The 26,615-nt window shown below is 47.9% G+C and carries 25 protein-coding genes and 2 other annotated features; all 25 genes read right to left on the bottom strand.

Annotated features, from left to right (window positions below; translation table 11 throughout):
- Positions 1-82: 82 nt before the first annotated feature.
- The 25 genes from rpoC to KNO87_RS14535 all read right to left on the bottom strand — a co-directional run bounded on the left by rpoC (position 83) and on the right by KNO87_RS14535 (position 26,419).
- Entirely contained in the window at positions 83-3,682 is a 3,600-nt protein-coding gene (gene rpoC, locus KNO87_RS14655) for a DNA-directed RNA polymerase subunit beta' (RefSeq protein WP_214791060.1), read from the bottom strand.
- Between the two features lie 22 nt (positions 3,683-3,704).
- Positions 3,705-7,253 (bottom strand): DNA-directed RNA polymerase subunit beta, encoded by a 3,549-nt coding sequence (gene rpoB, locus KNO87_RS14650; RefSeq protein ID WP_214791113.1) that lies wholly within the window; start codon positions 7,251-7,253, stop codon positions 3,705-3,707.
- Positions 7,254-7,446: 193 nt separating this feature from the next.
- Positions 7,447-8,043 (bottom strand): class I SAM-dependent methyltransferase, encoded by a 597-nt coding sequence (locus KNO87_RS14645; protein WP_074032423.1) that lies wholly within the window; start codon positions 8,041-8,043, stop codon positions 7,447-7,449.
- A gap of 79 nt (positions 8,044-8,122) precedes the next feature.
- Entirely contained in the window at positions 8,123-8,491 is a 369-nt protein-coding gene (gene rplL, locus KNO87_RS14640; RefSeq protein ID WP_074032420.1) for a 50S ribosomal protein L7/L12, read from the bottom strand.
- Positions 8,492-8,551: 60 nt separating this feature from the next.
- Positions 8,552-9,058, bottom strand: a complete 507-nt coding sequence (gene rplJ, locus KNO87_RS14635) for a 50S ribosomal protein L10 (protein ID WP_214697119.1) — start codon at positions 9,056-9,058, stop codon at positions 8,552-8,554.
- A gap of 44 nt (positions 9,059-9,102) precedes the next feature.
- Positions 9,103-9,256, bottom strand: a sequence feature (ribosomal protein L10 leader region).
- A 59-nt stretch (positions 9,257-9,315) separates the two neighbouring features.
- Positions 9,316-10,002, bottom strand: coding sequence for a 50S ribosomal protein L1 (gene rplA / locus KNO87_RS14630; RefSeq protein ID WP_074032415.1), 687 nt, complete (start codon positions 10,000-10,002; stop codon positions 9,316-9,318).
- 94 nt (positions 10,003-10,096) lie between these two features.
- A complete protein-coding gene (gene rplK, locus KNO87_RS14625) occupies positions 10,097-10,522 on the bottom strand; it encodes a 50S ribosomal protein L11 (RefSeq protein WP_012727690.1) in 426 nt (141 codons plus the stop codon).
- Between the two features lie 147 nt (positions 10,523-10,669).
- Entirely contained in the window at positions 10,670-11,221 is a 552-nt protein-coding gene (gene nusG, locus KNO87_RS14620) for a transcription termination/antitermination protein NusG (RefSeq protein ID WP_012727691.1), read from the bottom strand.
- 16 nt (positions 11,222-11,237) lie between these two features.
- Positions 11,238-11,408 (bottom strand): preprotein translocase subunit SecE, encoded by a 171-nt coding sequence (secE, locus tag KNO87_RS14615; RefSeq protein ID WP_074032412.1) that lies wholly within the window; start codon positions 11,406-11,408, stop codon positions 11,238-11,240.
- A gap of 34 nt (positions 11,409-11,442) precedes the next feature.
- Positions 11,443-11,589, bottom strand: a complete 147-nt coding sequence (gene rpmG / locus KNO87_RS14610) for a 50S ribosomal protein L33 (RefSeq protein ID WP_026824819.1) — start codon at positions 11,587-11,589, stop codon at positions 11,443-11,445.
- 128 nt (positions 11,590-11,717) lie between these two features.
- A complete protein-coding gene (gene sigH, locus KNO87_RS14605) occupies positions 11,718-12,359 on the bottom strand; it encodes an RNA polymerase sporulation sigma factor SigH (protein ID WP_031421852.1) in 642 nt (213 codons plus the stop codon).
- Positions 12,360-12,568: 209 nt separating this feature from the next.
- Positions 12,569-13,108 carry an NYN domain-containing protein gene (locus tag KNO87_RS14600; protein ID WP_214791058.1) on the bottom strand — a complete coding sequence of 180 codons (540 nt, stop codon included), beginning with the start codon at positions 13,106-13,108 and terminating at the stop codon, positions 12,569-12,571.
- Positions 13,105-13,854, bottom strand: a complete 750-nt coding sequence (gene rlmB, locus KNO87_RS14595) for a 23S rRNA (guanosine(2251)-2'-O)-methyltransferase RlmB (RefSeq protein WP_214791111.1) — start codon at positions 13,852-13,854, stop codon at positions 13,105-13,107. Before rlmB ends, KNO87_RS14600 begins: the two co-directional genes overlap by 4 nt.
- Before the next feature lie 109 nt (positions 13,855-13,963).
- Positions 13,964-14,368: a Mini-ribonuclease 3 gene (locus KNO87_RS14590; RefSeq protein ID WP_214796632.1), complete on the bottom strand. Its 405-nt coding sequence runs from the start codon at positions 14,366-14,368 to the stop codon at positions 13,964-13,966.
- Positions 14,365-15,762 carry a cysteine--tRNA ligase gene (gene cysS / locus KNO87_RS14585; RefSeq protein ID WP_214796630.1) on the bottom strand — a complete coding sequence of 466 codons (1,398 nt, stop codon included), beginning with the start codon at positions 15,760-15,762 and terminating at the stop codon, positions 14,365-14,367. Before cysS ends, KNO87_RS14590 begins: the two co-directional genes overlap by 4 nt.
- Complete coding sequence (gene cysE / locus KNO87_RS14580; protein ID WP_214796628.1) at positions 15,731-16,420, bottom strand: serine O-acetyltransferase; 690 nt, start codon at positions 16,418-16,420, stop codon at positions 15,731-15,733. The genes cysS and cysE overlap by 32 nt, the downstream gene beginning before the upstream one ends.
- Before the next feature lie 52 nt (positions 16,421-16,472).
- Positions 16,473-16,680 (bottom strand) — a binding site (T-box leader).
- Positions 16,677-18,134 (bottom strand): glutamate--tRNA ligase, encoded by a 1,458-nt coding sequence (gltX, locus tag KNO87_RS14575; protein WP_214796646.1) that lies wholly within the window; start codon positions 18,132-18,134, stop codon positions 16,677-16,679. It overlaps the preceding feature by 4 nt.
- A 45-nt stretch (positions 18,135-18,179) precedes the next feature.
- The gene (ispF, locus tag KNO87_RS14570) at positions 18,180-18,653 is read right to left on the bottom strand and encodes a 2-C-methyl-D-erythritol 2,4-cyclodiphosphate synthase (RefSeq protein ID WP_214791050.1); all 474 of its coding nucleotides are present in this window, start codon (positions 18,651-18,653) and stop codon (positions 18,180-18,182) included.
- Positions 18,650-19,330, bottom strand: a complete 681-nt coding sequence (gene ispD, locus KNO87_RS14565; protein WP_214796644.1) for a 2-C-methyl-D-erythritol 4-phosphate cytidylyltransferase — start codon at positions 19,328-19,330, stop codon at positions 18,650-18,652. The genes ispF and ispD overlap by 4 nt, the downstream gene beginning before the upstream one ends.
- Before the next feature lie 56 nt (positions 19,331-19,386).
- The gene (locus tag KNO87_RS14560) at positions 19,387-20,451 is read right to left on the bottom strand and encodes a PIN/TRAM domain-containing protein (protein ID WP_214791040.1); all 1,065 of its coding nucleotides are present in this window, start codon (positions 20,449-20,451) and stop codon (positions 19,387-19,389) included.
- A gap of 114 nt (positions 20,452-20,565) precedes the next feature.
- Positions 20,566-21,942: a DNA repair protein RadA gene (radA, locus tag KNO87_RS14555; protein ID WP_074032385.1), complete on the bottom strand. Its 1,377-nt coding sequence runs from the start codon at positions 21,940-21,942 to the stop codon at positions 20,566-20,568.
- 57 nt (positions 21,943-21,999) lie between these two features.
- On the bottom strand, positions 22,000-24,435 hold the full coding sequence (clpC, locus tag KNO87_RS14550; RefSeq protein WP_214791038.1) for an ATP-dependent Clp protease ATP-binding subunit: 2,436 nt from the start codon (positions 24,433-24,435) through the stop codon (positions 22,000-22,002).
- Positions 24,436-24,459: 24 nt separating this feature from the next.
- Positions 24,460-25,503 carry a protein arginine kinase gene (locus KNO87_RS14545; protein WP_214796626.1) on the bottom strand — a complete coding sequence of 348 codons (1,044 nt, stop codon included), beginning with the start codon at positions 25,501-25,503 and terminating at the stop codon, positions 24,460-24,462.
- The gene (locus tag KNO87_RS14540) at positions 25,503-25,937 is read right to left on the bottom strand and encodes a UvrB/UvrC motif-containing protein (RefSeq protein ID WP_214796624.1); all 435 of its coding nucleotides are present in this window, start codon (positions 25,935-25,937) and stop codon (positions 25,503-25,505) included. Before KNO87_RS14540 ends, KNO87_RS14545 begins: the two co-directional genes overlap by 1 nt.
- A gap of 5 nt (positions 25,938-25,942) precedes the next feature.
- Positions 25,943-26,419, bottom strand: coding sequence for a CtsR family transcriptional regulator (locus KNO87_RS14535; protein ID WP_214791026.1), 477 nt, complete (start codon positions 26,417-26,419; stop codon positions 25,943-25,945).
- Positions 26,420-26,615: the final 196 nt, after the last annotated feature.

Genomic DNA, 26,615 nt, shown 5'->3' with positions numbered 1-26,615 from the left:
TGGACATCGTTGTCATCGACAACAACCGATTGGCGGCACTAAATCATAGTAGCACCGCCAACCTGCGCTGTCAAGACGTATTTTACTCGACCGTTGTATCTTCGAGTGCAACTGGCGCCTCATCTTCTTTAAGTTCGACATCACGGTAGACCGCCATTCCAGTACCAGCTGGAACAAGTTTACCGATGATGACGTTCTCTTTGAGTCCGAGGAGATAGTCGCGTTTCCCTTTGATTGCTGCATCCGTCAAGACACGAGTCGTTTCTTGGAACGAAGCTGCTGAGAGGAACGAATCTGTCTCAAGCGATGCTTTCGTGATCCCGAGAAGGACTGGTTTTGCAGTCGCTGGGTGTTTACCGTCACGAATCGCATCTTTACACGCTTCTTTGAAGACGCTGATGTCGACAAGTGAACCTGGGAGAAGTGGTGTGTCACCAGACTCGATGACTTTGACACGACGAAGCATTTGGCGAACCATGACCTCAACGTGCTTATCACCAATTTCTACCCCTTGCATCCGGTATACTTTTTGAACTTCTTGGAGAAGATAGTTCTGAACACCAGATACACCACGGACGGCGAGCAATTCTTTCGGATCGATCGAACCTTCCGTGAAGACTTCACCGGCCTCTACTGTATCGCCGATTTGAACACGGAGACGCGCTCCGAATGGAATCGTGTAAGAACGTGTTTCACTGAATCCTTCGACCGTGAGTTCACGCTTGTCACGCGATTCCGTGAAGTCGATGACCGTACCAGAGATTTCCGAGATGACCGCTTGACCTTTCGGGTTACGGGCTTCGAATACCTCTTGGATACGTGGAAGACCTTGTGTGATATCGTCTCCGGCAACCCCACCTGTGTGGAAGGTACGCATTGTAAGCTGCGTTCCTGGCTCACCGATTGATTGTGCGGCGATGATACCGACGGCTTCCCCGACTTCAACATTTGATCCAGTAGCCAAGTTACGTCCATAACACTTCTTACATACGCCGTGTGACGTGTTACATGTGAAGGCCGTACGGATTTCAACTTGCTCGACACCCGCATCAACGATGACGCGTGCGATGTCTTCTGTGATCAATTCGTTCTTATCGACCAACACTTCGCCCGTTTCAGGGTGTGTGACCGTTTCGAACGATGTACGTCCGACGAGGCGGTCGTACAAGTTTTCGATTTCTTCCGTACCTTCGCGGAGTGCAGATACGCGAATCCCGCGGTCTGTTCCACAATCTTCTTCACGGATGATGACATCTTGCGCAACGTCAACGAGACGACGCGTCAAGTAACCTGAATCGGCTGTCTTCAAGGCTGTATCGGCAAGACCTTTACGAGCCCCGTGAGTCGAGATGAAGTACTCTTGAACCGTCAGACCTTCACGGAATGACGATTTGATTGGAAGTTCGATGATGCGACCAGATGGAGCGGCCATCAAACCACGCATACCCGCAAGCTGCGTAAAGTTAGAGGCGTTACCACGGGCACCAGAGTCAGACATCATGAAGATCGGGTTCAAGCGGTTGAGGGATTTCATCAATCGAGATTGAATTTCATCCTTCGCTTCGTTCCAAGCACGTACAACGCGCTCGTAACGCTCATCTTCTGTGATGAGACCACGACGGAACGACTTCATGATTTGGTCGACTTGTTTTTGTGCCTCATCCAAGATTTCCTGTTTATCAGGAAGTACGATGATGTCGGCGATCCCAACTGTCACACCGGCTTTCGTCGAGTGTTTGAAGCCGAGATCTTTCATGCGGTCAAGCATGCGGCTTGTTTCAGTCGTTTCAAACTTCTGGAACACTTCCGCGATGACTTTTCCAAGGAATCCTTTTTTGAACGGGTCGATAATTGGACGTGATGCGATTTCTTCCGCAACGTTCGCCCCTTTGTCGATGAAGTACTTATCAGGAGTTGCTTCCTGCAAGTTTTCCATCGTCGGCTCGTTCAAGTATGGGAACGTGTTCGGCAAGATTTCGTTGAAGATCATCTTACCAACAGTCGTAATGAGCAGTTTCTCGTTCTGTTCGTCTGTGAACGTCGGGTTGTTGAGCGTACGTGCCGGAAGCGCCACACGCGAGTGCAAGTGGACATATCCGTTTTGGTAAGCGATCAATGCCTCGTTGACGTTCGAGAACACTTTCCCTTGACCGACGGCATCTTCACGTTCAAGTGAGATGTAGTAGTTACCGAGGACCATATCCTGCGATGGTGTAACAACTGGTTTACCGTCTTTCGGGTTCAAGATGTTCTGTGCAGCGAGCATGAGAAGACGTGCTTCCGCTTGTGCTTCTGCAGAAAGCGGAACGTGGACGGCCATTTGGTCACCATCGAAGTCGGCGTTATAAGCCGTACATACGAGTGGGTGAAGGCGAATCGCACGACCTTCAACAAGAATCGGTTCGAATGCTTGAATACCAAGGCGGTGAAGTGTCGGGGCACGGTTCAAGAGAACTGGGTGCTCACGGATGACTTCTTCAAGGACGCCCCAGATTTCAGGTTGCATCTTCTCGATTTTGCGTTTTGCGTTCTTGATGTTTGAAGCGATGCCACGACCGACAAGCTCTTTCATCACGAACGGTTTGAAGAGCTCAAGTGCCATCTCTTTTGGAAGACCACACTGATACATCTTCAAGTTCGGTCCTACGACGATAACCGAACGTCCTGAGTAGTCGACCCGTTTACCAAGAAGGTTTTGACGGAAACGACCTTGTTTCCCTTTCAACATGTGTGAAAGTGATTTGAGCGGACGGTTACCAGGACCTGTTACCGGACGACCACGACGACCGTTGTCGATGAGGGCGTCAACCGCTTCTTGAAGCATACGCTTCTCGTTTTGCACGATGATGTTCGGCGCGCCGAGATCGAGCAAACGTTTGAGACGGTTGTTACGGTTGATGACTCGACGATACAAGTCGTTCAAGTCAGATGTCGCAAAGCGTCCACCATCGAGCTGTACCATTGGGCGAAGCTCTGGTGGGATGACAGGAAGTACTTCAAGGATCATCCAGTCTGGATTGTTCCCTGATGTGAAGAACGCATCGAGAACTTCCAAACGTTTGATCGCACGTGTACGACGTTGACCTTGGACAGTTTTCAACTCTTCTCGAAGCTCGCCTACTTCTTTTTCAAGATTGACGTCTTGAAGGAGTGTGCGGATTGCTTCAGCACCCATGTCTGCTTTGAAGTCGCTACCGTATTTTTCACGATAGAGACGGAACTCTTTTTCCGAGAGAAGTTGTTTCTTCTCAAGCGGTGTATCACCTGGCTCTGTAACCACGTAAGAAGCGAAGTAAATCACTTCCTCAAGTGCACGTGGTGACATATCGAGAACAAGCCCCATGCGGCTTGGAATCCCTTTGAAGTACCAGATGTGCGAAACTGGTGCCGCGAGCTCGATATGGCCCATTCGCTCGCGACGCACTTTCGCTTTCGTCACTTCAACGCCACAACGGTCACAAATGACTCCTTTATAACGGATTCGTTTGTACTTCCCGCAGTAACATTCCCAGTCTTTCGTAGGACCAAAGATTCGTTCACAGAACAATCCGTCCTTCTCTGGTTTAAGTGTACGATAGTTGATCGTTTCCGGCTTTTTGACTTCACCATAAGACCACGAACGGATCTTCTCTGATGAAGCCAAGCCGATTTTCATATATTCAAATCGATTAACATCTACCAAGGGGCCGACCTCCCTTTTCGCCTTATTCCTCTTCCGTAACAGTCGGTTGAACGACTTGTTCTAACGCCGATGTTGCGTTCGGGATGTTGTCGTCATCTTCATCTTTCATTTCGACTTCTTCATCATCCGCTGACATCATCTTGACTTCCATACCGAGCGCTTGAAGCTCTTTGATCAAGACGCGGAATGATTCAGGAACGCCCGCTTTCGGAACGCTCTCGCCTTTCACGATGGCCTCGTATGCTTTCACACGACCAACCGTGTCATCCGACTTGATTGTCAAGATTTCTTGGAGCGTGTAGGCTGCGCCGTACGCTTCAAGAGCCCAAACTTCCATCTCCCCAAAGCGCTGACCACCGAACTGTGCTTTACCACCGAGCGGTTGTTGCGTAACGAGTGAGTATGGTCCAGTCGAACGAGCGTGAAGTTTGTCATCAACCATGTGCGCGAGTTTGATCATATACATGACACCGACAGAGACACGGTTATCGAACGGTTCACCCGTACGACCGTCATAGAGACGCGTCTTCGCATCTTTATCCATACCAGCCTCTTCAATCGTTGCCCATACGTCTTCCTCACGCGCTCCATCGAATACAGGTGTTGCCACTTTGATGCCGAGCTTCTTCGCTGCCATTCCTAAGTGAAGTTCAAGCACCTGACCGATGTTCATACGAGATGGTACCCCAAGCGGGTTGAGCATGATGTCAACCGGTGTACCGTCTGGCATGTATGGCATATCTTCTTCAGGGAGGATCCGCGAGATAACACCTTTGTTACCGTGACGTCCCGCCATCTTATCCCCTTCGTGAATCTTACGTTTTTGAACGATATAAACACGTACCATTTGGTTGACGCCTGGAGACAATTCGTCGCCGTTTTCACGGTCGAACACTTTGACATCCAAGATGATTCCGTCTCCACCGTTTGGTACACGAAGTGACGTATCACGTACTTCACGTGCCTTCTCACCGAAGATTGCGTGCAAGAGACGCTCTTCCGCCGTCAATTCTGTAACTCCCTTAGGCGTTACTTTACCGACGAGGATATCGCCATCTTTAACTTCAGCTCCGATGCGGATAATTCCACGATCGTCCAAGTTACGAAGCGCGTCATCTCCGACGTTTGGAATATCACGCGTGATTTCCTCTGGCCCGAGTTTCGTGTCACGTGACTCTGACTCGTACTCTTCGATATGAATCGATGTGTACACGTCATCTTTCACGAGACGCTCACTCATGATGATCGCATCCTCATAGTTGTAACCATCCCATGTCATGAAGGCAACGACGACGTTACGGCCGAGCGCGAGCTCACCCATATCCATCGACGGACCGTCTGCGAGGATTTCTCCTTTTTCGACACGGTCGCCAGCTGCGATGATTGGTTTCTGGTTGTAGCATGTCCCTTGGTTTGAACGGACATATTTTTGAAGTTTGTAACGGTCTAAATCACCTGAAACCTCAGAACCGTTGACGTCAGACGTGCGACGGATCAAGATTTCACGCGCTGTGACGCGTTCAACGACACCTGGGTATTTCGCAACGATCGCTGCCCCAGAGTCTTTTGCAGACACGTACTCCATTCCAGTACCGACGATCGGTGAATCTGGTTGGAGAAGTGGTACTGCTTGACGTTGCATGTTCGCTCCCATGAGGGCACGGTTCGAGTCATCGTTCTCAAGGAACGGAATACATGCTGTCGCGGCAGAAACAACCTGTTTCGGCGAGACGTCCATGTAATCGACTCGGCTTGGCTCAACTGACAAGTTTTGTCCGCGGAAACGGCAAAGAACTTGTTCGTCTGCAAAGTGACCGTCTTCTGTGAGCGGCATGTTCGCCTGTGCGACGACGTAGAGGTCTTCCTCATCAGCCGTCATATATTGGATATCGCCAGTAACAAGACCTGTTTCCGGGTCAACACGACGATACGGTGCTTCGATGAAACCGTACTCGTTCACTTTCGCATAAGACGAGAGTGAGTTGATGAGTCCGATGTTCGGTCCCTCCGGTGTTTCGATTGGACACATCCGACCGTAGTGCGAATAGTGAACGTCTCGAACTTCGAAACCAGCACGTTCACGTGTCAAACCACCCGGTCCAAGTGCAGAGAGACGACGTTTGTGCGTCAACTCAGCAAGCGGGTTCGTCTGGTCCATGAACTGTGACAATTGCGAGCTACCGAAGAACTCTTTAAGTGATGCGATTACCGGGCGAATGTTAATAAGCGCTTGCGGTGTGATCGCGTTTTGATCTTGAATCGACATACGTTCTTTTACGACACGTTCCATACGAGAAAGCCCGATCCGGAATTGGTTTTGGAGAAGTTCTCCGACTGAACGAAGACGACGGTTTCCTAAGTGGTCGATGTCATCTGTTGTTCCGACTTCGTGAAGTAAGTTGAAGAAGTAGTTGATTGAAGCGATAATATCAGCCGGCGTAATATGCTTGATACTGCGGTCGATATTGCCATTTCCGATGATGTTCAAGATACGCTCTCCATCTGGGTCATCTGGTGAGATGACTTTGATTGATTGAAGACCGAACGGTTCACCTTCAGCGACACCACCAGTTGGTTCCGCATCGACATAACCGAGGCCGTTCTCCAAGTGTGGGAGGATACGATCTAAGTTGCGACGGTCGAGGACTGTTCCAGCTTCAGCGAGTACTTCGCCTGTTTCTGGGTCCACGAGTGTTTCCGCTAATTTTTGACCGAACAAGCGGTTCTTAAGATGAAGTTTTTTGTTCATCTTATAGCGACCGACGTTCGCCAAGTCATAGCGTTTCGGGTCGAAGAAACGTGACACGAGAAGTGATTTTGCGTTTTCTACCGTTGGTGGTTCACCAGGGCGTAAACGCTCATAAATCTCAATCAACGCTTTCTCTGTAGACTCTGTATTATCTTTTTCAAGGGTGTTACGAAGATATTCGTCATCCCCGAGAAGGTCGATAATTTCTTGGTCCGTACCGAATCCGAGGGCACGCAACAACACCGTTACCGGAATTTTACGGGTACGGTCGATACGAACATAAACGATATCTTTAGCGTCTGTCTCAAGTTCGAGCCAAGCACCACGGTTCGGGATGACGGTTGCGCCAAATCCACGTTTACCGTTTTTATCGAGTTTAGCGTTATAGTACACGCTTGGTGAACGGACAAGCTGGGAAACGATGACGCGTTCTGCGCCGTTAATGATAAACGTTCCCGATTCTGTCATGAGCGGGAAATCCCCCATGAACACTTCTTGTTCTTTGAGCTCACCTGTCTCTTTGTTTTGGAGACGCACTTTTACGCGAAGTGGCGCAGAATAAGTAACGTCGCGCTCCTTCGATTCATCGATCGAATACTTCGGCTCGCTGAGCGAGTAATCGATGAACTCCAATACGAGGTTTCCTGTGAAGTCGGAAATCGGCGAAATGTCCGTAAACATTTCCTTCAATCCTTCACGCAAGAACCACTCATAAGAAGCAGTTTGAATTTCAATCAAATTCGGAAGCTCTAATACCTCACTGATACGGGCAAAGCTTCTTCTCTGACGGTGACGACCGTACTGAACAAGTTGACCAGTCAACTGATTCACCTCTCAGACCCCCAATTCTTTAGCGAATTTTTCGGGCGTAATAATCGAACATTGTCATTGAATGTCGCTCGTTTTCCGTCCCTAAAAAGCAGCAGACACGGCAGTTTCAAGCGAATTCCATTCCAATGGCATTTTATAATGTTAGCATATACGTTATGGCGAGTCAACAAGACTTCACCGTTTGTCAAGACCGAATTGCTCGGAAAATAAAGTAACCTTTCTCTTTCGCAATTGTTTCGACTTGACCAAACACCTCTTCTAGTAATTTCTTAGCAGAAGGTGCTCCTTGTTTCTTTTGAATGACGACATAGATTGCTCCCCCATCGACCAAATGCGCATGTGCTTCACGCAAGATCGTATGGACGACTTGTTTCCCCGCGCGAATCGGCGGATTGGTGACAATGGCGGCAAACCGTTCTCCCCCCACCGCGTCATACGCGTGAGAAAGTCGTGTTTCGACCGTCACTCCATTACGGGCGGCGTTTTGCTCAGAGAGCGCCAGCGCACGCTCATTTACATCAATGAGCAAGGCTTCACGCCCAGAGGCATCGGCAAGCGAGATCCCCATTGGACCATAGCCACAGCCTACATCTAAAATACGTCCTGAGACATCAGGCACTTCAAACGACTCAATTAAAAGACGCGACCCAAAATCGACCGATCCTTTCGAGAACACACCGCGGTCCGAAGTGAAATGATACTGTTTCCCTCGCAACTCGTACGTCCATGTCTCCGGGGCACTTTCCGAACGTGGATCGTTCGTGTAGTAATGATCTCCCATGCGTTGAACCTCCTAACCCTTTCTTCAAGGAAATAAAAGAAGCTCGCCGTGGCGAGCTTCTATAGGTTGTGAAGTTGAATTACTTAACTTCAACAGATGCGCCAGCTTCTTCAAGCTTAGCTTTGATTGACTCAGCGTCTTCTTTAGAAACGCCTTCTTTGACTGGAGCTGGAGTTCCGTCAACGAGTGCTTTTGCTTCTTTAAGGCCGAGACCTGTGATTTCACGAACAGCTTTGATGACGTTGATTTTACCAGCGCCAGCGTTTGTGAGTACTACGTCGAATTCAGTTTTCTCTTCAGCTGCTGCGCCTGCGCCAGCACCTGCAACTGCTACTGGAGCTGCTGCTGATACGCCGAATTCTTCTTCGATTGTTTTTACGAGTTCGTTAAGTTCGAGAACCGTCATTGATTTGAGGTCTTCGATGAATTGCTCTTTGTTGAAAGCCATTATGGTTTTCCTCCTTTGATGTTGTGAAAAAGTTTTTTGAGTTACGCTACGCGATAAAAATTAAGCTGATTGCTCTTCTTTTTGTTCTGCGATTGCGTTTGTTGCGACTGCGAGCCCACGGATTGGAGCTTGAAGTACGCTGAGAAGCATCGAGAGAAGACCATCGCGTGATGGAAGTTCTGCAAGGGCTTTGATTTCTTCGAGTGAAGTCACTTTGCCTTCGATGATTCCGCCTTTGAGTTCGAGCGCTTTGTGCTCTTTCGAGAAGTCGTTCAAGATCTTCGCTGGAGCAACAACGTCTTCGTTAGAGAAGGCGATTGCTGTAGGACCAGTGAAGACTTCGTCAAGACCTTCGAAGTTCGACTGAGTAGCTGCGCGGCGAAGAAGACCGTTCTTGTAAACTTTGAACTCGATTCCAGCGTCACGGAGTGATTTACGGAGTGTAGTCACTTCTTCAACTGTAAGTCCACGGTAGTCAACAACAACTGTTCCAACGCTCGCTTGCATTTTCTCAGCGATTTCATCGACGAGTGCCGATTTCTGAGCTACGATTTTTTCGTTTGCCATGTGTTTGCACCTCCTAGTCAATTCTTATACCGGACGAGAGGCTGCTCTCCAAAAGAAATCCCTCGTATGAAGACATACGAGGGCGTAATTGTTTGAAAGTAAACCTGTGACAACAGGCTCAAGTTCGAGCAAAGACACCTCGGAAGGGTTTACGGACCGATGTCCACCTTCTGTCTACGGTAATCCAACATATTCGGTTGAACGTGTATTACTTTAACAGCGGTGTCACACGTTGTCAACAATTTATTTCAACAAGATTACTTAAGGAAATCCGCAGTCGCTACACGGATCCCAGGACCCATTGTAGATGAAAGCGCGATGTTTTTAAGGTAAGTTCCTTTTGCAGTAGCAGGCTTCACTTTCATGAGTGTTTCGAGAATTGTCTCGATGTTCTCAGTGAGTTTAGATGCTTCAAATGACTTCTTACCAACTGGAACGTGGATGTTACCAGCTTTATCAACACGGTATTCAACTTTACCAGCTTTGATATCCGCGATTGCTTTTTCTACGTCGAAAGTAACTGTTCCTGTTTTCGGGTTAGGCATGAGGCCTTTAGGTCCGAGAACACGACCAAGTTTACCAACTTCACCCATCATGTCAGGTGTCGCAACGATTACATCGAAGTCGAACCATCCTTGTTGGATTTTGTTGATGTACTCAGCGTCGCCAACGTAGTCTGCGCCAGCAGCTTCCGCTTCTTTCACTTTCTCACCTTTAGCGAAGACGAGAACTTTTTGTGTTTTACCAGTACCGTGTGGAAGTACAACGGCACCACGGATTTGTTGGTCTGCTTTCTTCGGATCTACGCCGAGACGGACAGCAACTTCGATTGTTTCATCGAATTTAGCAGTAGCTGTTTTTTGAACGAGCTCGACAGCTTCAGCGAGGTCGTATGACTTCGTGCGGTCAACAAGCTTAGCTGCTTCTTGGTGTTTTTTACCCATGATCTTTTCCTCCTTGTGGTTAGCGGAATTTCCTCCCACATAATGAAGGGATTGAAGGTGAGCAGTATTCACCGACAACCCCAGAGACTAACAATTAGTCTTCGATTACAATACCCATACTACGTGCAGTACCTTCAACCATAAGCATCGCTGTTTCTACAGATGATGCGTTAAGGTCAGGCATTTTAAGTTCAGCGATTTCGCGAACTTTGTCACGCTTAACCGTTGCTACTTTCTTACGGTTTGGTTCACCAGAACCACTCTCGATACCAGCAGCTTTCTTCAAAAGAACTGCAGCTGGTGGAGTTTTCGTAATGAATGTAAACGAACGATCTTCGTATACCGTGATGACTACAGGAATAATCAATCCGGCTTGGTCTTGTGTACGAGCGTTGAACTCTTTACAGAATCCCATGATGTTAACACCTGCTTGACCAAGTGCTGGACCTACTGGTGGTGCTGGGTTAGCTTTACCAGCCGGGATTTGAAGTTTAACGAGTTTAGAAACTTTTTTCGCCACGAGACACACCTCCTTAAGTCTAAAATGTGGTTTCTTGGACGTTGTGCGCCCTCCCACTCAATCTATTAGGTCGAGTTTGTACCGAAATATAGCACAACATCAAACATTTTCGATTGTACCATCCGTTTCACGGATTAGCAAGTGGGTTTAGTTAATTTTCTGAACTTGTTCGAAATCAAGCTCAATTTTTGTTTCACGACCGAACATGTCGACCACGACTTTGAGCTTCTCTTTGTCAGCTTCAATCTCATCGATTGTACCTTCAAAGTTCTCGAACGCGCCTTCTTTCACGCGGACAAGGTCACCGAGTTCGTAGTTGTAACGATCTTTCTTCTCGATGAGACCCATTTGTGACAAGACGTTTGTCACTTCGTCCGGTTGAAGCGGGATTGGTTTTGCTCCGCCACCCGTTGAACCGAGGAAGCCGGTGACGTTAGGCGTGTTGCGGACAACATACCATGAATCGTCAGTCATGACCATCTCTACGAACACGTAGCCCGGGAAACTTTTGACTTCACGCTCTTTAATTTTCTTTTCGCCACTCTTTAATGTGACTTCTTCTTGCGTCGTTTCAGTCGGGACGAGGACGCGGAAAATTTTATCTTCCATGTTCATCGAACCGATTCGACGTTCTAGGTTTTCTTTGACGTTATTCTCAAAACCTGAGTACGTCTGGACAACAAACCACTGTTTCTCCACGGCTTTCACCTCTTCCTTAGTTAATCAATAAATTGACGAGATAGCTGACTCCAGTATCTACGCCGAACACGAACAGGCCAATCACGACAACGGTCGCGATGACGGTAACGGTATATTTCGTGAGTTCTTTACGAGTTGGCCAACTCGTTTTTTTCAACTCTTTCCATACGTCGCGCAAAAAGTTCATGGTAGCTTCCTCCTACATTGAATGCCAATCTACGTTACTTTGATTCTCGATGCATCGTATGCGCGTTACAGCGGCGACAAAACTTTTTCATTTCAAGCCGTGTCGACACACCATCTTTTTTTGTCGTCGAATACTCCCGAGACCCGCATTCTGAGCAAGCGAGACTTACTTTCTTTGCCATTCATAAGCGCCCCTTTCGACTAATCCCTCTTAAAAAAGAGCGAAAAAAAAACGCCTCCTGTAAATGGCGTCTACGGACAAGGCGCTGCTTTTAAAGTATCACATAGGAGGCACGCGGTCAATCATCGGTTAGCTCGTGAGCATTCGGACGTCGACATGGCGTTCAAACTTCTTCTTCACGCGCTGTAACGCATTATCAATCGATTTGACATGACGGTCGAGGTCGTCTGAAATCTCTTGGTAAGAACGTCCGTCTAAATAAAGACGCAACACCTTCCGCTCGAGATCACTTAAAATCTCATCCATCTTCGCTTCCATAAATGTCTGCTCTTCTTGAGTCACGATTAGTTCCTGCGGGTCCGTCGGATGTGGTGGCAAAATGACATCGAGCAACGTCCGATCAGATTCCTCATCAAAAATCGGTTTATCGAGTGACACATATGAGTTGAGCGGAATATGTTTTTGACGCGTCGCCGTCTTGATTGCTGTAATCATCTGACGTGTGATGCACATCTCGGCAAAACTTTTGAACGAGGCGAGTCGCTCGTCTTTATAGTCCCGCACCCCTTTATAGAGACCGATCATGCCCTCTTGGACGATGTCCTCATGATCTGCACCAATCAAGAAATAAGAGCGGGCTTTTGCTCGAACAAAATACCGGTATCGTTCAATCAAAAACTCGAGCGCGTCGCTATCCCCTTCGTTGCGCGCCAATAAGACCAACTCTTCGTCTGACATTTTTTCAAACTGTTCGTACGGCCATCCGTTCATGCTCGTTACCCCCCGGCGATTGATCCTGAACTATGTAAGGTTGTGTCCCATTATAGGACTCCCTACTCCTATGCGTCAAACAAATTTCTAAAAATTCCGTCAATTAAATACTGTGTAACTCATATATGTAATAGTATACAACATTCCTTTGCAAAAAAATGTCAAAATCGAAACAAAGACGAGTCCATTTCATGAACTCGTCCGTGATTTCAGTCACCTTTTGATTTACGACGTCGCATTTCTTCAAATCGTTCTTGAATATGCGGAGGGATATCGATCGTTTTTCGATTCGATTGTTCCTTCTCTAACGAGAGGCGTTGTTGCTCAATCAGTGTTTTGGCATGCTTCCAATCTTTTAATAATTCGGTCGCGGGGACACGTAAGGCACCTTGGCCAAAAATGACCCACTGCTCGGTGAAGTCGTTCGTTGCAACGAATAATGTGACGAGTCGGTTATCCACCAGTTCGTGCGCCCGCCGCTCGATCCATTCGTCTGCCGTTTCATTTTCTTTTGTGTAGACGACATCGACACGACTTCGTTTTTCTTTCGATTCACGCCCGTATCGCATATGGGCATCGAAGACGATGGTGACTTCTTTCCCAGATACGGCCTGATATTCCGCCATCGCTTCAATTAACAAATTGCGCGCTTGGTCAAAATCCATATCGCGCAAACTTCTTAAGTGCGGCCACGCCCCGATGATGTTATATCCGTCGACAAGAAGGAGCTCGCGTTTTTGGATACTCATGCTAACGGGTGACGTGAGCGATGCACTTCATACAGAAGGAGTGCCGCTGCAACAGATGCATTCAGTGACGTGACATGACCAACCATTGGTAAGTGAACGAGGAAGTCGCATGATTCACGCACGAGTCGGCTCATTCCCTTGCCTTCACTCCCGATGACCACGACAAGTGGCATATTCCCATCCAATCGACGATAATCCTGACTCTCTTTCGCATCGGTCCCAACGACCCATAATCCTTTTTCTTTCAACTCTTCGAGTGTCCGCGTCAAATTCGTCACGCGCGCAACCGGGATATGTTCAATCGCGCCAGTCGACGCTTTGGCGACCGTCTGAGTCAAACCGACGGAACGGCGTTTCGGAATAATGATCCCATGTGCCCCGACAGCATCCGCGGTCCGTAAAATCGAACCGAGGTTATGCGGGTCTTCGAGTTCATCCAACAAAATAAAGAGCGGTGTCTCCTCTTTTGAAGCGGCGAGCGCGAACATGTCCTCGATTGTTTTATACTCATAAGCCGCGACGGCCGCTACAACACCTTGGTGATGTTCACTACCAGCCATCTTCTCGAGTTTTGTTTTCGGTACGAATGACACTTGGACGGATGCTTCATTCGCCATCGAGATGATTTGAGCGAGCGGTCCTTTTTGTTGCCCTTCCATAACAAACACTTTGTTCATGTCGCGACCGCTTCGAAGTGCTTCGAGTACAGGGTTTCGACCGTAAAGAAAATCGATTCCTTCCTCCATCACGTCTACTTCCTTATAGTCCGGTCGTTCCGCCTTCTGATGGCGTGAACGTTCTGGACGTTCCCCACGCGGACGGTCAAACTTTCGTTTTTCCGCGCCCCGTTTTTCGTCATGTCGTTTCGGTCGACTCGGTTTCGAGTCGTTCGAACGCTTGTTTGATGAGTTCTTCAAGACGATCCCTTCTTTCTGTTAAATAGATATAGCCAATCAATGCCTCAAATGCCGTAGAGTAACGGTACGTATGGACGTCGACCCGCTTCGGAATCGAGCCTGACTTCGCATTCTTACCCCGTCTGACGACGGCTTGCTCTTCTTCTGTCAACACGTCCGTCTCAAGCCAATGGGTCACGACGCTCGCTTGCGCCCGCGCGTTCACGTAACGGACTGCCCCTCGATGCAAATCGTTCGGGCGCGTCAACCCTTGCTCGAGCAGTCTTTCTCGTACGGCCAATTCATACACCACGTCACCCATATAGGCGAGCGCGAGAGCATTCATTTGTTTCGGTTGCATCATAACCGTTTCCACCGAACCCCTTGGGCCGTGTCTTCGAGTTGGATGTTTTGTTCTTTCAGTAAATCACGAATCTCGTCAGCCCGTGCAAAGTTACGTGCCGCGCGTGCGTCGTTTCGTTCTTGAATCAATTGATCAATCTCGGCATCGAGCAATTCTTTCTCTTCAGCGAGCGTCAATCCGAGCACACCTGTCAATTCGTCGAATAACGAGAGAACTTGTTCGAGTGTCGTTTTTGCCACGTGATCCGCCTTGGCATAAATATTCGCTTCCCGTGCTAAGTCAAAGAGAACAGTCACGGCATTTGCTGTATTGATATCATCATCCATCGATTCGATAAACGACGTCTTGATTGCTTCAAGTTTCCGCTCCATCGACTCACTCGGTTCACCAAGTCCAGCTGTGACAGACAAGCGGTATTCGATATTTTGATACGCTTCTTTGATTCGACTCCAACCGTTTGCCGCCTGTTCAATCAATTCACGGCTGTAGTTGATCGGATGACGATAATGGACCGACAACATGAAGAAACGAAGGACCATCGGGTCGACTTCTTTCAATGCCTCGTGAACGAGTAGGAAGTTGCCGAGCGATTTAGACATCTTCTCATTTTCAATGTTGATGAATCCGTTATGCAGCCAGTAGTTGGCAAACTTCGCATGGTTACACGCTTCTGACTGGGCAATCTCATTCTCGTGGTGTGGGAATTTCAAGTCATGACCGCCCGCATGAATGTCAATCGTTGCGCCGAGATGCTTTTTCGCCATCGCCGAGCATTCGATATGCCAGCCTGGTCGTCCTTTACCCCATGGACTATCCCATGAAGGCTCGTCTGGTTTAGCGGCTTTCCATAAGACGAAATCGAGCGGGTCTTCTTTCTTTTCTCCGACATCGACGCGCGAGCCAGCACGTAAATCTTCGATGGACTGTTGACTTAATTTCCCGTACGTTTCAAACTTCTTCGTCCGGAAATATACATCGCCTTCTGATTCATAAGCGAACCCTTCTGTCTCTAACTGACGAATGAACTCGATGATTTCTTCCATTGTATCCGTCACACGTGGGTGTACGTCTGCCGGTTGTACGTTCAATGCTCCCGTATCAGCCAAATAAGCTTCAATGTAACGGTTCGTCAACGTCTCCGTGTCTTCCCCCAACTCGTTGGCGGTGCGAATGATTTTGTCGTCTACGTCCGTGAAGTTCAAAACGTATTTCACCTCGTACCCACGATATGTCAGATAACGACGCACCGTATCGAAAGCGATGGCTGGTCGGGCGTTCCCGACATGAATATAGTTGTAGACGGTCGGTCCACAAACATACATCGATACTTTTCCCGGAACGATTGGAACAAACGGTTCTTTTTTATTCGTGAGACTGTTGTACAGCTGAATCATGTGTCTTCTCCTCCATCCGCTTTTCAAGCGCCTCTAATTTTTGTTGTAGTTCATCCACTGCCGCTTCTAAGCGTTCTTGACACTCACGGTCTGGGTCTGGGAAACGATGATCGAGGTCATGTTGCTTCACACGCTTCCCGTTTCGAATGACGACACGACCCGGAATTCCGACTACGGTCGAATCAGACGGCACATCGTTCAAGACGACGGAGCTCGCTCCAATTTTGACGCAATCGCCAACCGTAATGTTTCCGAGTACCTTCGCCCCTGCCGAGATGAGCACGTCACTCCCGATGGTCGGATGACGCTTCCCTTTTTCTTTCCCTGTTCCTCCGAGTGTGACGCCTTGATAAATCGTCACATCATTCCCGATAATCGCCGTCTCACCGATGACGACACCAAAACCGTGATCGATGAACACGCGATCACCGAGTACTGCTCCCGGATGAATTTCAATCCCGGTTACCCAACGACTGAACTGGGCTAACAACTTGGCCACCAACTTCACGTTACGTCTCCATAATCCGTGTGCGATACGATGTGCCCATATGGCGTGTAGACCTGGATACGTCAGTGCCACCTCTACTTTTGAACGAGCGGCAGGATCGAGTTCCAGGACAGTCCGCAAATCCTCGCGTACACTGCTCCAAAATCCCATAATTGATATCTCCTTTTCTTATACAAAAAACAAAGACGCCCCTGTGCCAAGGCACAGAGACGCCGTAAGCGCGGTTCCACTCTGTTTGGGAAAAAGTGTTCCCCTCTCAAGTCTCGTTAACGCCGAGTCGCGGCCTCGACTACATATCGCCGAGACGGCTCAGAGGTGCACTTCTTCGGGGGACACATCTAGAACTCCCAGCCTAGGTTCTAGTCTCTGCAAAGTGCCATACCGCTTACTTTCCTCATCGATGCCTTTATGCTAATAAAGTTGTCAGACGCTTTAAGACACGCTCTTTTCCGATTAACGAAATTGCGTTCGGGAGCTCTGGTCCATGTGTTTGTCCTGTCGTTGCGACACGGATTGGCATGAACAAGTTCTTCCCTTTTTGACCAGTTGCTTTTTGCGTCGCTTTTGTCGCCGCTTTAATCGCTTCTGGTGTGAAGTCTTCGATTCCTTCGAGCTGTTGTTTGAACTCTGCAAGGACAGCCGGAACCGTTTCTCCTGAAAGAACAGCATTCGCTTCCTCGTCATACTCGATTTCATCTTTGAAGAACAAGTCTGTCAACGCGACAATCTCTGCCCCGTGCGTCATTTGTTCTTTATACAATGCGATCAAGTTTGTTGCCCAATCTGCTTCTTCCACAGATACCGCCTCGGGTAATCGTCCTGCTTCTTGTAAGAATGGTAAACTGAGTGCCACTACTTCGTCAAGCGTGGCCTTCTTCATGTATACACTGTTGATCCAAGAAAGTTTTTGTTGGTCAAATACCGCTGGACTCTTCGATAAACGGTTCGCATCAAACATTTGAATAAACTCTTCTTTTGAGAAGATTTCTTCTTCTCCAACCGGCGACCAGCCAAGAAGGGAAATGAAGTTGAAGAGCGCTGCCGGCAAGTAACCGAGGTCCGCATATTGTTCAATAAACTGAATGATCGATTCGTCACGTTTTGATAGTTTCTTATGTTGATCGTTATAAATAAGCGTCATATGACCGAACTCAGGATATTCCCATCCAAGTGCGTCATATACCATCATCTGCTTTGGTGTGTTCGCAATGTGATCGTCTCCACGCAAGACATGGCTGATTTTCATCAAGTGGTCATCGACGACAACCGCGAAATTGTATGTTGGAATGCCATCTTGTTTCACGATGACCCAATCACCAAAGTCTTTCGACTCGAATGAGACGTCGCCTTTAACGACATCTGTCCACTTATACGTTACGCCTTCCGGCACACGGATGCGAATCGACGGCTTGCGACCTTCTGCTTCAAACGCTTCACGTTCTTCGACAGTCAGATTGCGGTGTGCACCAGAATAACGTGGTGCCTCGCCGCGCGCAATTTGTGCTTCACGCTCTGCTTCGAGCTCCTCTGACGTCATGTAGCATTTGTAAGCGAGACCTTTGCTCATCAATTCGTTGACGTATTTCTCATAAAGTGAAAGACGTTCCATTTGGTAATATGGACCGTAATCTCCGTCACGACCCGGACCTTCATCCCAATCGATTCCGAGCCACTCCAAATACTTCATTTGACTCTCGACACCGTTCAACACATTTCGTTTTTGGTCCGTGTCTTCAATTCGAAGAATCAATTTCCCGCCTGCATGACGAGCAAATAAGTAGTTAAACAACGCAGTCCGCGCATTCCCGATGTGGAGATGCCCCGTCGGACTAGGCGCATAGCGTACACGCACTTCACTCATAATAGTTCCACCTTTCTTCTCTTCTGCCCAAATAGTATACCATTTCTGTCAAGCTCGGTTGAGTAAGATGACCGCTTGTGCCGCGATTCCTTCTTCACGCCCCGTAAAGCCAAGCTTCTCTGTCGTCGTCGCCTTCACGTTCACCTGTTCGATGTCCGCTTCGAGAAGATCGGCAATGACCGCCCGCATCTCATCAATATAAGGACGTAACTTCGGACGTTGTGCCATGACGGTCGCATCCACATTTCCAAGGACATACCCTTCGTCTTTCACAAGTTGCCACACGTGGCGAAGCAACACTTTCGAATCTGCATCTTTAAATTCAGGGTCCGTATCCGGGAAATGCTTCCCGATATCACCTGCCGCAATCGCACCGAGTGCCGCATCGGCAATCGTATGGAGTAATACGTCTGCATCTGAATGACCGAGCAGACCACGTTCGTGCGGAATCTCGATTCCTCCTAAAATTAGCGGACGTCCTTCCGCAAATGCGTGTACATCAAATCCTTGACCAATTCTCATTGTAAGTCCTCCTTCGCTAAAATCGCATCACCAAACAATAAGTCTTCTGGCGTTGTCATCTTAATATTATGGTAGTCCCCAAGGACGACTTGTACAGTCTCACCAATCCATTCGAATAAGCTCGCATCATCCGTTCCCATCATCTGTTGTTCGATCGCCCGTTCATGAGCCGCTAAAATGGCATCGATCTGAAAGGCTTGTGGCGTTTGCGCCAACCATAAATTTTCACGGGGCACGGTTCGTTCGATTTGATGACGTTCGACTTGTTTGACCGTGTCCTTGACGGGTACCGCTAGAATGGCGCCACCTTGTAAGGCCGCTTCTGCCACTTGATGTAGCTGTTCGCGCTTTACAAATGGACGGGCACCATCATGAATCATCACAATCGTATCGGGTGCAACCACCTTGAGTCCTGCGTAAACACTTTGTTGTCGTTCTTCCCCACCTGTTACGTATGTAATCGGTGTTTCAACCTGTGTCGTCATCGCTTCAAACCATTCACGTTCCTCTGGACGAATCGCTAGAACGATTCGTTCACACCACGGATCGGTATCGAACGCTTGTAGCGTCCATACGATGATTGGTTTATCACGGAGCGACAACATCAGTTTATTCGCATCCGCCCCCATTCGTTTCCCTCTTCCCGCAGCCGGGATCACAACTGTATAAGATACTATGCTAAACACCTCTCTTCGTGAAAAAAGAGAGCGCTCACGCGTCTCTTTTTTGTTCGTTATTCAGGACGGGCAAAAATCATGCGCCCTGCAGACGTCTGTAACACACTCGTCACGACGACAGGAAGCGTCTTCGAGATCAACTTACGTCCACCTTCTACGACGACCATCGTTCCGTCTTCGAGATAGGCAACGCCTTGATTTTGCTCTTTTCCTTCTTTAATGACCGTCACGACCATCTCTTCGCCTGGGATGACGATTTGTTTAACGGCATTCGCTAAGTCATTAATATTCAAGACCGGGACATTTCGAACTTCACATACTTTGTTTAAGTTATAGTCGTTCGTGACGACAATCCCATTTTTAAGCTCTGCCAATTTGATTAGTTTAATGTCGACTTCTGGTACGTCTTCAAAATCCCCATCATAAATTTCAACTTGGATTCGCTTATTCTCTTGAAGTTCCTTTAAAATATCAAGCCCACGACGACCACGGTTTCGTTTTAATGTATCCGACGAGTCCGCGATATATTGGAGTTCTCCGATGACGAACTGCGGAACAATCAACGTTCCTTCCACAAATCCAGTCGTGGCGATATCGGCGATTCGTCCATCGATAATCACGCTCGTATCTAAGATTTTATCATTTGAACGCTGAACCGGTTCAGCCGCCGGCTTCTCCCGCTCGCTCTTCACAAATAGCTTGATCCATTCGTTACGCTTCCGATATCCGACCGCGAATCCGAAGTAACCAAACAGCGCCGTGACAAAAATCGGGACGATTTTACTCAATAAGAAAATGTTCGTGACTTCGAGCGACACACTGATTAAAAAGGCAATCAAGAGCCCAATAATGAGGCCAATCGAACCGAATAAAATATCTCCTACCGGTAAACGGACGAGCCGTTCTTCGACAAAACGAATAAATGCAACAACACCATCGGTTAAGAATAAACTAAGAATGAAGAAGATAAGTCCACCAATCAAACTTGCTACGTATGGAATCGTTAACCATTCCGGCACATTCATGCCGAAGTCTCCTAATAATAGCGTCGCTTCGATAATTCCAAACCAACCTACGACGAGACCAATCAAAATAAATCCGATTCGTACTGCAATCTTCACTCATTCCACCTCCTTCTATATGAAATAAAATTTCAAAAAATAACACTTACATTGTAACATGATTTTTTCAATCACGTTCGTTACAAAGCGTTAAAAACTGCCATTGGCGACCCGTTAAAACGGGATCGCCAACTGCAATGCTTCGTCTACCGTTCCGACGCCGACCACTTCAATTCCTGCCGGAGCCGTCCATCCACCCATGTTGTTTTTCGGAATGATGGCACGTGTGAATCCTAGTTTTGCGGCTTCAGCGACACGTTGTTCAATTCGCGATACGCGTCGCACTTCTCCGGTCAACCCGACTTCACCGATGCAGACATCCGTCGGACGAGTCGGGCGATCGCGGAAACTCGAGGCAATCGAGACACAAATCGCGAGGTCAATCGCAGGCTCATCTAACTTGACGCCACCCGCTGCTTTCAAATAGGCATCTTGCGTCTGAAGCAACAAGCCTGAACGTTTCTCAAGGACAGCCATCAGAAGCGCGACCCGGTTTTGGTCGATCCCCGTCGCCATACGTCTCGGATTCCCGAATGATGTCGGGGAGATAAGAGCCTGTAGTTCAACGAGTACCGTCCTTGTCCCTTCCATCGAAGCGACGACCGTAGACCCCGACACACCGGCGGTTCGTTCTTCTAGGAAGATTTCGGACGGGTTGAGCACTTCTTCTAGCCCACTCTCTTTCATCTCGAAAATTCCAATCTCGTTCGTTGAACCAAAACGGTTTTTCACTGCTCGTAAAATACGGAATGTATGATGACGCTCCCCTTCAAAGTAAAGTACCGCATCAACCATGTGCTCGAGTAGCCGTGGTCCCGCAATCGATCCTTGTTTCGTCACGTGACCGACGATGAAGACAGCAATCCCTCGCGTCTTCGCAATCTTCATGAGTGCTGCCGTACATTCTCGAACTTGCGACACACTTCCTGGCGCAGATTGAATCTCATCCATATATACCGTCTGAATCGAGTCGATGATGACGAATCCTGGTTGTTCCTCATCGATGACCCGTTCAATCATCAACATATCTGTCTCAGCGAGCACAAACAAGTCTTCGGTCGGTAACCCGAGACGCTCCGCCCGCAGTTTCGTCTGTTTGAGTGATTCCTCACCTGAGATATACAGTACTTTCTTACCGCTGTGGGCTAAATGTGCACTGACTTGTAGTAGAATCGTCGACTTCCCGATTCCTGGGTCACCCCCGACTAAGACAAGGGAACCCGGAACAATCCCTCCACCGAGCACCCGGTCAAACTCACGACTATTTGTGTGCACACGCGTCTCTTCTTGCGAGACGACGTTCGCTAGTCGCTCCGGCTTCAATTGTCGGGATGAACTGTGCACAAAAGCTGCACCCCGTTTCGCTTTCTTCTCCTCGACAAACTCCTCGACGAGCGTATTCCATTCATTACAACCTGGACAGCGCCCCATCCATTTGGCTGATTCATATCCACACGATTGGCAGACGTATTTCGTTTTAATTTTGGCCATAAGTTTCCTTCCTGTCTAAAAAAAGCTCCCTCATGAACGACGAGGGAGCTAAATGATTTACTGAACCACACCTTCGTTACGAACGACAAACTCTCCATCTTGTACGTCGAGCGCAACTTTACTACCTTTGGCAATGGTACCGCCAAGCATTGCTTCTGAGAGGCGATCTTCCACCTCTCGTTGAAGGGCACGACGGAGAGGGCGAGCCCCGTATTCCGGATCGTAGCCGACTTCGGCAATCTTGTCGAGCGCCGCATCCGTCAAGCTGAAATCAACACCTTGTTCGGCGAGACGTTTTTTAAGTGTCTCTGCCATAAGTTTAATGATTTCTTGAATGTGCTCTTTTTGAAGTGAATGGAAGACCGTGATTTCGTCAATCCGGTTCAAGAACTCAGGTCGGAACGCCTTTTTCAATTCCTCGAGTACTTTATCCTTCATTTCTGTATACTCACGTTTCACATCATCTTCGACTGTGAATCCAACATACTTATTACGTTGAAGCGCTGCGGCCCCGACGTTTGATGTCATGATGATGACCGTGTTTCGGAAGTCGACCGTGCGGCCTTTCGAGTCCGTCAAACGACCATCATCAAGCACTTGAAGTAAAATATTGAACACTTCAGGGTGCGCTTTTTCAATCTCATCGAGAAGAATGACCGAGTATGGTTTCCGGCGTACTTTCTCTGTTAACTGACCGCCTTCTTCGTAACCGACATATCCAGGAGGCGAACCAACGAGACGGCTCGTCGCATGTTTCTCCATGTACTCCGACATGTCAATTCGAATAATCGCGTCCTCATCACCAAACATCGCTTCTGCAACCGCACGAGCGAGTTCGGTTTTCCCGACTCCAGTAGGTCCGAGGAAGATGAATGAACCGATTGGACGTTTTGGATCTTTCAAGCCGGCACGAGCCCGACGGATGGCGCGAGAGATCGACTTCACGGCATCGTCTTGACCGATGACACGGTTGTGAAGAATTGATTCGAGTTTTAGGAGACGGTCTGTCTCTTCTTCCGCAATCTTCGTGACCGGTACACCTGTCCAGTTTGCGACAACTTGAGCGATATCTTCTTTCGTCACTTCAAGCTTTTCATTGCCTTGCTTGTTCTGCCACTCCGTTTTTAGCTCTTCCAACTCATCACGTAACTTCTGTTCCGTGTCACGGAGAGATGCTGCTTTTTCAAACTCTTGGCTTTGAACAGCTGAGTCTTTTTCTTTACGAATCGACTCGAGACGCGACTCCAATTCTTTTAAGTTCGGTGGCGCGGTGAATGAGCGAAGTCGTACTTTTGATGCTGCCTCATCAACGAGATCAATCGCTTTATCTGGCAAGAAACGATCTGAGATATAACGGTCAGACAGAACGACTGCCTCATGAATCGCTGTGTCCGTGATGGTTACACGGTGGTGGGCCTCATAGCGATCACGTAAACCGAAAAGAATTTGCTCAGCTTCTTCTGTTGTCGGCTCATTTACTTGAATCGGTTGGAAGCGTCGTTCAAGCGCAGCATCTTTCTCGATATATTTCCGGTACTCATCGAGCGTTGTCGCTCCAATACATTGAAGCTCACCACGGGCCAATGAAGGTTTAAGGATGTTCGACGCATCAATCGCACCTTCTGCGCCACCCGCACCAATCAATGTGTGCAACTCATCGATGAAGAGAATAACATTTCCAGCCTGACGAATTTCGTCCATGACCTTCTTCAAACGATCTTCGAATTCGCCACGATATTTTGTCCCCGCTACGAGTGTACCCATGTCGAGTACCATCACTCGTTTATTGCGAAGTGTTTCAGGTACTTCGTTGTTGATGATTTGTTGGGCGAGGCCTTCAACTACAGCTGTTTTCCCGACACCTGGTTCCCCAATAAGAACCGGGTTGTTTTTCGTACGACGAGATAAGACTTCAATGACACGTTGAATCTCACCTGCTCGTCCGATGACCGGGTCTAATCGGGACTCACGTGCTTGTTGCGTCAAGTCGCGTGCCAATCCATCAAGTGTTGGGGTTGCAGCGCTCGCGCCTGGTTGCGAGGCGTTTGAAGAAGACTCCGTGTTACCGAGAAGCTGCAATACTTGTTGACGAGCTTTCGTTAAGCTGATTCCAAGGTTATTGAGGACGCGTGCCGCGACACCTTCGCCTTCACGAATCAATCCAAGAAGAATGTGTTCCGTTCCAACGTATGAATGTCCTAATTTTCGTGCCTCATCCATCGAGAGTTCAATGACCTTTTTCGCACGTGGTGTGTAATGAATTGTTGATCCATTCTCAGAACCGCGCCCGATTAATGATTCTACTTCTTGTTGAATTTTTTCAGAAGTCAATCCGAGAGCGAAGAGCGCTTTTGCAGCGATTCCTTCTCCTTCACGAACCAATCCTAATAAAATATGTTCTGTACCAATATTATGATGGCCAAGACGTACTGCTTCCTCTTGTGCTAAAGCTAATACGCGCTGTGCTCGTTCTGTAAAACGTCCAAACATCATTGACAAAACCTCCTTATAGTTGGATCAAACTAAGCCTTGATCTAACGTTCGACGAACGAGGGTTGCTCGCTCTCGATCCCGTTCTTGTGTAGATAATGTTTTCCCGAAATGCTTTTGTAGAAAACCTGATTGTAGTCGAACGATGAGTTCATGGAACTTCGGTGGACTCCAATCAGATAAAATCCCTAGGTCACTCGCCAAATGTAAATCAGATAATCTTTCGATCGCCTCAGTAGAAGAAAGTAGTTTAGCATATCTTAAAATACCGTATGACCGATAAAATCGATCTTCTAATTCCTCCTGACGATTCGCAACGAGTTCCTCACGCGCATGGCGTTCTGCTTGAATCACTTGTTCTGTCACTTCCATGAAGTCGGCAAGTAATTGTGATTCATGACTTCCTAATGTCCGTTGATTCGACAATTGGAACAAGCGTCCGGCAGCATCGCTCCCTTCACCGTAACGACCTCGAATCGTATAACCGAGCTTTCGAAGCTCTCGCAAAATCGGACTAATCCGTCCCGTTAAGGTGAGTCCCGGCAAGTGTAACATGACCGAGGCCCTGAGTCCTGTTCCGATATTGCTTGGACATGTCGTCAAATATCCTAATTGCTCATCAAACGCGTAAGAGAGGGATTCTGCGCATAATGCGTCTACTTGCTTCGCTAACTCAAACGCTTCTTTCACTTGATATCCTGGAAGCAACGTTTGAATGCGTAGATGGTCTTCTTCATTAATCAACACGCTGATTGTCTCATCTTCACTTAAGAAGACCGCACTCTCTTCATTTGTTGCAACAGCCGGGCTAATCAAGTGTTTCTCCATCAATGCCTGTCGTGTTACTTCATCATAATCACGCATATGAAGATATTCAAATCCCTTTAACCCACGTAGACGCCCTTCGAGACGATCACAAAGTTGTCGTTCGCCTTCTTTAGAAAGTACGGGAGAGAATACCGTGTCTTTGACGTTACGTGCCAGTCGAATTCTCGTAGAAACGACCAAGTCATCGAGTTTGGCACGCTCTTTCATTTTTGGACCAAGTGGATGTGTTAGGAAAGTTTCCATTATACATCTCCCTGCCCTTCTAATTGCTTCATTTCTTTTTGAATCCGTGCTGCCCGTTCATAATCTTCTTGTTCGACAGCGCGGGTCAACTCCCCTGCCAACTTTTCGAGCCGTTCTTCAATCCGTTCATGAGGCGTGCGCAAATGGTCGGGGATCGATCCAATGTGATGATCGTGCCCTTGTTGATATTGACGAGTAATCTTGATCAACTCATCCCGAAATACGGTATAACATGTTGCGCATCCTGCTTTTCGTACACGCAATAAGTCTTGGCGTGTCATCTGGCAAGTCGGACACCGCTTCACGACCGGTACATAACCCGTCATGAGTTCTACCGTACATTGCCGACATAATCGTTTTTTTACGGGTACATCTTGTTCCATCACAACGACTTCATTGACAGCAGGTCGTTGTTTACAGCGTTCGCATAACATACGACTTATCCCCCATTACGATAACGAAGTACTTTCATCAGTGCGAGTAATTGTTGACGTCGAATAAAAAAGCGATCATCAACCTGTAAGTTTAACGCTTCATCTGATAAGAGATGATAGATCAACTGTGCTTCTTGCTCGTCCATCATTTGTTCTTCCACTAATCGAACGAGCACATTTTCAACGAGTTGTTCATTTAGGCGTGGGTGATTATGAATGACATCCATTAAACTTGAAAGAACGTCTTGTTTTTCGTGTAAAATGACGCGTCGGATTCGAATATACCCGCCACCGCCACGTTTACTTTCTACTAAATATCCTTTTTCGACGGTGAAACGTGTGTTGATGACATAATTGATTTGGGATGGAACACATTCGAATCGTTGCGCGATGTCTTGACGTTTAATCTCGATCGCATTTGCCTGACTTTCCTTCAACACTTGCTTCAAATACTGTTCAATGACATCCGAAATATTTCTCATCTCCACCACCCTCTGACCATCTTTGACTTTTGACTATATTTTATCATTGATTTAAAAAAAGGCAAACGAAAAGCGGTGCCCTCTATAAAGAGCACCGCTAATCGATAAAAAAAACGACCGAGCGTTATGCTCGGTCGTCCTCTGCGTTGTTGCCTGGCAACGTCCTATCCTCACAGGGGGAGATCCCCCAACTACT

It is taken from the genome of Exiguobacterium sp. s34 (assembly GCF_018617435.1).
In the GTDB taxonomy this organism is placed as follows: domain Bacteria; phylum Bacillota; class Bacilli; order Exiguobacteriales; family Exiguobacteriaceae; genus Exiguobacterium; species Exiguobacterium aestuarii.
This window is presented reverse-complemented; position numbering and strand designations above follow the sequence as displayed.